This is a genomic window from Gemmatimonadaceae bacterium, from assembly GCA_035633115.1.
GTDB lineage: Bacteria > Gemmatimonadota > Gemmatimonadetes > Gemmatimonadales > Gemmatimonadaceae > UBA4720.
The window spans coordinates 1-7,798 of record DASQFN010000039.1; the positions used below are offsets into that span (position 1 = coordinate 1).

Here is a 7,798-nt window from a genome sequence, read left to right on the forward strand (position 1 = left end):
TTCGTATGGACTTGCCGCTGGAGTCGAGAAACTCAAGCACCAGATCGCTGGAGGGCTTGCCTTTAAGTGAGTAGTAGACCACCACACCGTTGGGCGGGTTCTTGCCGACAGTCGCAGTCGTCGGAAGCGGGAAGCCTCCGCCGCCTTGCATGCGATACGCAACCTCGGGCTTAAAGAGCCGGGTCGTGGATGCGGCGGTTTTGCCGGTCTCCATCATTTGGTGCAGCAGCGGCAGATCGTCAAAGATCCAGAACGACCGACCTTGGGTCGCGGCCACGAGATCCTGCTCACGTTTGTGGACCGCCAGATCTGTTATGGGAACTACTGGAAGATTGAACTGCATGGGACGCCATTCTGCGCCGTCGTCGAATGACATATACAAGCCGGTTTCCGTTCCCGCGTAGAGCAACCCCCGTTTGTTGGGATCTTCGCGAATCACTCTGGTAAACGCGCCTCCGGGAATCCCGTTAGTGATCTTTTTCCAGCTTTTGCCGTAGTCGTTGGTCGTGTACAGATAAGGTTTGAAGTCGTCCCACTTGTACATCGTGGCTGCGACATACGCCGTGGCCGGATCATTGGGCGAAGCTTCGATTGAATTGATTTGAATCCATTCAGGCATCAGATTCTTTGGCGGGGTCACATTGTCCCAGTTCTTTCCGCCATCGCGGGTCACATAAACCAAACCATCGTCGGAGCCGGTCCAAATCACCCCTTTCTGCAACGGCGATTCCATCGTCGCAAAGATCGTGCTGTAGTATTCGACACTCGTATTGTCTTTTGTGATTGGCCCGCCCGACGGTCCCTGCTTCGACTTATCGTTCCGGGTGAGATCGGGACTGATTATCTCCCAGCTCTGCCCTTCATTGGTCGATTTGAAAAGCACGTTTCCAGCGGCATAAAGCGTGTTGGCATCGTTGGGCGAAAAAAGAATGGGGAAGTTCCATTGAAAACGGTATTTCAGAACGTCGGCTCCGGCACCCATAGGATTGTTCGGATAAGGCGAGACGTTCCGAAGCGCCCCGGTTTTACGGTCGTAACGCGTCAGCAAGCCGCCGTACGAGCCCGCGAAGACAATTGAAGAATCTTTCGGTGACGGCGCGATCCAGCCTGATTCACCACCGCCGACGCTATACCAGTGCTCCTCGGTAATGCCCCCGTCAGTGGTGCGACTGGCGATGCACACGGTCGAGTTGTCCTGCTGCGCGCCGTAGATGTTGTAAGGGAAATCATTATCGACGGCGACACGGTAGAACTGCGCGGTGGCCTGATCCTGCTCGGTCCAGCTTCGACCACCGTTGAAGGAGACGTTGGCCCCACCATCGTTGGAGTTAATCATTCGGTTGGGATCGTCCGGAGCTATCCACAGATCGTGATTATCTCCATGAGGCACGGAGATCGCCGTGTAAGTCTTGCCGCCGTCATTAGATTTGTAGAATCCGGTGTTCAGTACGTATACGGTGTCTGCATTCTTGGGATCGGCATAGATCCGAGTGTAGTACCAGGCGCGCTGGCGCAGCCGCCGCTCTTCATTTACTTTCGCCCAGGTGCGACCGGCATTATCGGAGCGAAACACACCGCCGTCCTCGGCCTCGACGATGGCCCAAACCCGATCCGGATTCGCCGGCGACACCGTGATACCGATCTTACCGACCATACCCTTAGGCAGGCCCGGACTACGCGTAATCTCTGTCCAGGTATCGCCGCCATCGGTCGACTTAAGGATTCCACCGCCCGGGCCCCCACTTTCCAGCGTCCAGGGTTTTCGATAGACCTCCCAGAAACCTGCGTACAGAATGTTTGGGTTGGTAGGATCGAAGGTCAGGTCGATTGCGCCGGCCTTATCGCCGCGATGAAGAATTTTCTCCCAGTTCTTGCCCCCATCCTTCGATCGAAAGATGCCTCGTTGTTCATTTGGTCCGAAGAGATGACCCAGCGCCGCGACGTAAACGACGTCCGGATTGCGCGGATGTACGCGAATGCGTCCGATTTGGCGCGTGTCTTCAAGCCCCACTCGCTGCCAGGTCTTGCCCGTATCCATCGACTTGTAAACGCCGTCACCATGCGAGACGTTGCCGCGCACCGGTGATTCGCCCATGCCCACGTAGATGGTGTTCGGATCTGAATCCGAAAGACCAATCGCGCCCACCGATCCGGTGCCGAAGACCGTACCATCTGTAATCGGTTCCCAATTTATGCCGCCATCCGTGGTCTTCCAAACCCCTCCTCCGGTGGCGCCGAAGTAGTAAACAAGTGGTTGCGACGCCACTCCGGCAACGGCTGTCACGCGCCCGCCGCGAAATGGACCGATGCTGCGCCACTGCAGCGCTTTGAGTGGATCGGACTCGCTTCCGGTGGGCGACGGCGTCGGCGTTGGCGTTTGCCTTTGCTGGGCCTGAATGAGAGCTGGGGATAAGCCACTGACGAATAGCAAACAGATCATTATCAAACGATGAGACGTCAGATACGTCTTGAACATTCGGGTAGACTCCTTTAACTTGGCTTTCGAAATCGACGGCGCAGAAAGATTTGAAATCGGTGTGGAATGCTAACACCGGGAGGAACTCAAAAGAAATGCGAAAAACGGCATACCCCCGGCAGACCCTATTGAACGCGGCGATCTTCTTTGTCCTCTTGTTTGCAACTACCGAATCAATCACGGCTCAAACGAAGCTGGGAAGTGTTTACAGCGACCTCTCTTCGTCGAAGTGCAAGACGATCGAGGTTGATAAGGAAACTGGTAGCTCAACGCAGATCTGCCCGGGCATCGCCGGCTATAGACTTCTGGTCCTGGATGACGACGCCCGACAGTCGATTACGGTGGTAACTCCGGGTGGCACGAACCATCCATTGGATTTGTGGCAGGTCGTCACCTATGCGTTTTCCAGTGTGGGCGGTAAGGCCGAGTGGCGCGTGGCCAGGAGCAAAGGGAAAATCTCGCCAGTTGCGTTGATTGTGCGCGTCAATGCCAGCGAGGACAGTGCGAATCCCAGTCGCCTGACGTCGTACCTGGCGGTGGTGAAAGTGACTCCGGAGAAAATCTGCGTCACGCAAAAAATCCCTCCAGGCGCGAAGGCAAATGACACTGCGCGTCAAGCCGCCGACACTGCACAGACCGCTGCTTGTTTGAAAGAGGTCGCGCCGTAAGGCGAATCGGAGCGGAGATGTTTATCGGCACAGTTCAACAGATTTTGTGAAATACCAACCGCTCGCTGCGGCATGACCAGCCACGGACATTCCGGACTTCCTAAGGATCCAAGTGTACTGCGATCAATTGTGAAAGACGCGAACCAGAACCTTGGAGTTTACGCGAGCGTAGTGCAAGGCGGCGGAATTTCTCTTGGCGATCCAGTCCAGCTCGTGTAGCTATGCAGCGACTCTCGTAGATTTAGAGCAACTTCGTTGGTGGATGTTAGGTCGAGTAGACGGGGTGCTCTTTGGTGTTCTTTGACTCGCAGTCGCAGGCATTCCGTCAAGCGCAGCCCCGCGCCGTAAAGCAAACTCGCCATCAACCCGTTCCGTCCTTCGAGGTGCGCCAGGACGTGTGGCACTTCGGGTCTCCGTTAACACGTCTGGCAACCGCTGAGGATGCTTTGCCCGCTCCAGGTTGTCCATCCAGCCAATCGCTTTATCAAGCACTTCACGATAGAGAAAGACAAGCGCGCTAAGCGCCTGATTCTGAGTGGAGGCGGCCACCTTTCGCGACGGCGAGATGATTGAGAAACTCTTCGATCTCATGCTCCCCCATCTCCGCTGGATGCCGTTTGTTGTGAAAGAAAATGTATCCAATCGACATAGCTGTCTTCGGTGCGAATGCTTGCGCCGAATCGTCGTCCGTGCCTGGTCGAGAAGTTTAGGTTTGTGTTCCCGAAACCAACTGGCGCATTTGGGCAACGGGCATTTGGGCCTCCGAGTCTTGAGCTCAGGGATTCTGTTAGAGAAACGCGAGCGATTATAGATTTAGACAATTTAGACACCAGAATTGTGCTAGTGTTTTGCCCCACCTGCTGGGTCGAATACATGTTAGGTGACAACTCGTTGAACAAATCAAAATTTGACTCGCTGCCAGAATTGGCGTAGAACCACCTCTCCTTGTAACACCTCGCCTTGAACTCACAGAAGGGAGTGCTCCTATGAAACGCGTCCTTCCTTTCAGTGTACTGGCGGTATTGATATCTCTCCTGCTTATGCGGCTAGCAGGTACAACCTCCGGTCAGCAGCTAGGCGACCCGAATTTCGACGCACGAGTCGCCCGCGCGGCCTACACAAAAAAGCGCCCCAGAGTGCTCTTCGACGAAGCCCATAATAATTTCCACACCAGCGGCGGGCGCTATAAGCCGTTCGTCGACCTCATCACAAACGACGGCTATCAGGTGACGGCCAATAAAGAGAAGTTTTCGACCGGATCGCTGAAGGGTTATGACATTCTAGTGATCGCCAACGCGCAGGACGTTTCCAGGGGCGACGTGGCGGCCTTCACCGAAGGGGAGTGCGACGCCGTCCGCGACTGGGTGAAGGGGGGCGGCTCGCTGCTGCTCATCGCGGACCACCAGCCGTGGGGCGCGGCGGCGTCCAACCTGGCGGGGCGCTTCGGCGTAGAGATGCGGAGCGTCTTCACCATTGACCCGTCAACTCACGACCCGGAGATGGTCCGGTTGTTCGGGGAGACCGGTCAGGGTTATCTCATGTTTACGCGCGAAAACGGGCTCCTAACGGACCATCCCGTAACCAGGGGCCGGAACGCTGGGGAAAGGGTCAATCGAGTCATGACTTTCGTTGGCCAATCACTCACATGGCCGGGCGGGGGCCTCGCTTTCCTCAAGTTGGCCGGCACCGCACTGGACGTTCAGCGGTCCGGGGAGAGGGTTTCGGCCGCGGGCCGCGCTCAAGGAGTCGCGTTAAGGTTCGGCAAAGGTCGGGTGACGGTCCTCGGCGAGGCCGGGATGCTGTCGGCGCAGGTCGTCGGACGGGAGCAGGTTAAGTTCGGCATGAACCGCCCGGGGATAGATAACAGGCGTTAGCGCTCAACATCATGCACTGGCTCTCGGGGCTGCTGAAGTAAGGTGGGGCGGCTTCACCGGTCGGTCTGATTTTGTACCTGCCGGCGGTGCCGCCTAACGAATTAAGGATTCTTGTCGCGCGAGTCTGCGAGCCGCGACAAAATCCGGGGTTGAACTGAAACAACCAGTCATTGCAGGTGAGCCGCGATTGATCGTCTCTCAAGTTCATTGATCGCATCCAGGTTGCAGGCTGCTCACGCGGCCACCTGAATTCCAACGTTAGTGCGGGTTGTATGGTATCGTCGGGCGGCGACTGAATTCGGGCGTTAGGCAGACGCACCTACCACACGGCGTGTAGACAATCGGAGCCCACTATGCCACTCAGGCACTACGACCGCTCACGCGGCCCGTCAAGGCTCGCTGAGATGGGCGCGCTACTGGCTTCCGCCGCGCTCGTCTGCACCACCGGTGGGGCCGTCGGCCCCCTCGCGGGCCAAGACGTCCCCGTGCGACCGGGCGCTCCCGATACCTCGCCCTTCCGGCCACTCGAGCTGCCGGCACCCAATGCGTACCGAACCGCGTCCGGTACGCCCGGCCCCCTGTACTGGCAGCAGCGCGCCGACTACTCGATCCGCGCGTCACTCGATACCGTAACGCACACGGTACGCGGCGAGGAGACAATCCGCTACAGCAACAACTCACCGGATACCCTCCGGTACGTTTGGATCCAGCTCGATCAGAACCTCGGCTCCGCCGCCAATCCTCTCACGATCGTGAGCCAGCGGTACAGCGACGAACCGGGCTTCGTCGGGGGATATGTGATCGAGCGCGTGGGTGCACTGTCCTCGTCGAGTCGCGGCGCTCGGGCCACCGTCACGCCGCTCGCCCATCGCATCAGCGCTACGTTGATGCAGGTGACCCTAGACCGGCCGCTGTTGCCGCGCGGCGTCCTCCATCTCCACATCGCCTGGCGTTTCCAGGTCCCGCTGTACTGGCGAACCGGTCGGGAGCGGTTCCCCGAAGGGTGGCTTTACCAGGTCGGACAGTGGTTTCCGCGCCTGGCGGTGTACGACGACGTGCGCGGGTGGAACACGGAACAGTACACGGGCCACAGTGAGTTCTACCTGGAGTACGGCGACATCGACTACGCGATTACGGCACCCGCAGGCTACACCGTGATCGGATCGGGTGTCCTCGTGAACGCGGCCGAGGTCCTGACCGCCGAGCAGAGGCGCCGGCTGGCGGTCGCGATCCGTTCGGACACGACCGTTCGCATCATCACCCCGGAGGAGGTCGGGAGCCCCGCGCTCCGCCCGTCGGGAACCGGCGCGACGCGCACGTGGCAATTCCGGGCCACCAACGTGCGCGACGTCGCGTGGGCAGCGGCGCCCAATTTCATCTGGGACGCGACGGGATGGCAGGGCATCCTCATTCAGGCGTTGTACCCGTCGGCCGCGCTGCCGCTCTGGGCCCGGGCCGCTGAGGTAGCCCGAGAAGCGATCCGGGCGTTCTCGGCGCGGGTCGCTCCCTATCCCTACCCGACGGCCATCCACGTCAACGGGCCGGTTGGGGGCATGGAGTACCCGATGATCGTCTTCTCCCGGGCGCGCGAGGCGAACCAAGGGCTTAACCACCCGGAGCGAACCCTTCTCTACTACAGCTTGCACGAGTTCGGCCACCAGTGGTTTCCGATGCTGGTGGGCTCCAACGAGCGCCTTTACGGCTGGCAGGACGAGGGCATCGTCAACCTGGTGGAGTTGGTGGTGCGGCGGGATCGCTTCCGGGAGGATTCGCTGTTGGACGACCCGTTCGTCGGCGACAAGTTGGTCGCCGACCTCCAAACCTGGGGGAGCCGCGAGGGAACCATCATGAGCCCGATGGAGCGCGACCCGGACGGACTCTTCTACGTGCACTACACTAAGAGCTCCGGCGGCCTGTATTTCCTGCGGAACGAGGTAGTTGACTCCGTGGCGTTTGACGAGGCGTTGCGCGAGTACGCGCGTCGGTGGGCGTTCAAGCACCCCACGCCGGCCGATTTCTTCCGTACGATGAACGACGCGCTCGGTGAGGACCTATCATGGTTCTGGCGAAGCTGGTTCTTCCGCACCGATCACCTCGACCTCGCGGTCGATTCGGTTGTGCAGCAGGACACATCGGGGGTCACGACCTCCACCATCCACCTGTCACTCCGAGCTGAGATGGTTGCGCCGGTGGATCTGCTCATCGTTGGAGCGGACGGCTCCAAACGGAGCGTCAAGCTACCGGTCCAGGTCTGGCATCGCGGAACGCCCTACGTCTACCGGCTCGTGACGTCGCCCCAGGCGCGGCCGGTTCGAATCGAGATCGATCCGCGGGGGGTGTACCCCGACGTGAAGCGCTCCAACAACAGCTGGAAGGCCGCGCCGTAGTGCCGGTCAGCCCGCTTACCTTCCGATACAGCAGGTTGGTCACAGCCGTCGCGCTGTGTAGCCAGTCGAACACTTTACGCATGGATTCGAAGTTCGCGAGGAACGGGTAACCGGGCACGGAGCTATCCACAGCTACTTTGCATTCCAGTCCTTTGCTCGTCAGCTGCCGGTAGAGATGATAACCACAGGGACCCGCTTCATAAACGAAGCGCAACGGCTTCCCAGTCGAGACCAGCTTGCGCACCACTCGCTCCAGTGAGCCGAGCTCGCCATCGATGCGTCCCTAGCGCCGCACCTCTTGGTTACCACCATCCTCTGCGATCGCTATTTCAATCGAATCTTTGTGGACATCCATTCCAACGTGCATGATAGACTTTCGCATGGCCTGTCTCC

The 7,798-nt window shown here is 59.1% G+C and carries 4 protein-coding genes; 3 read left to right on the forward strand and 1 reads right to left on the reverse strand.

Annotation, left to right across the window (positions count from 1 at the left end):
- A partial coding sequence (locus VES88_03505) for a glycosyl hydrolase (protein HYN80542.1) occupies positions 1–2,476 on the reverse strand: 2,476 nt, incomplete at its 3' end.
- Between the two features lie 128 nt (positions 2,477–2,604).
- On the opposite strand from VES88_03505, the gene VES88_03510 reads away from it, so the two are divergent.
- From VES88_03510 to VES88_03520, 3 genes are all read left to right on the forward strand, one after another.
- On the forward strand, positions 2,605–3,144 hold the full coding sequence (locus VES88_03510; GenBank protein ID HYN80543.1) for a hypothetical protein: 540 nt from the start codon (positions 2,605–2,607) through the stop codon (positions 3,142–3,144).
- Positions 3,145–4,130: 986 nt separating this feature from the next.
- The gene (locus VES88_03515; GenBank protein ID HYN80544.1) at positions 4,131–5,018 is read left to right on the forward strand and encodes a hypothetical protein; all 888 of its coding nucleotides are present in this window, start codon (positions 4,131–4,133) and stop codon (positions 5,016–5,018) included.
- Positions 5,019–5,371: 353 nt separating this feature from the next.
- Positions 5,372–7,405, forward strand: a complete 2,034-nt coding sequence (locus VES88_03520) for a M1 family metallopeptidase (protein HYN80545.1) — start codon at positions 5,372–5,374, stop codon at positions 7,403–7,405.
- Positions 7,406–7,798 lie beyond the last annotated feature (393 nt).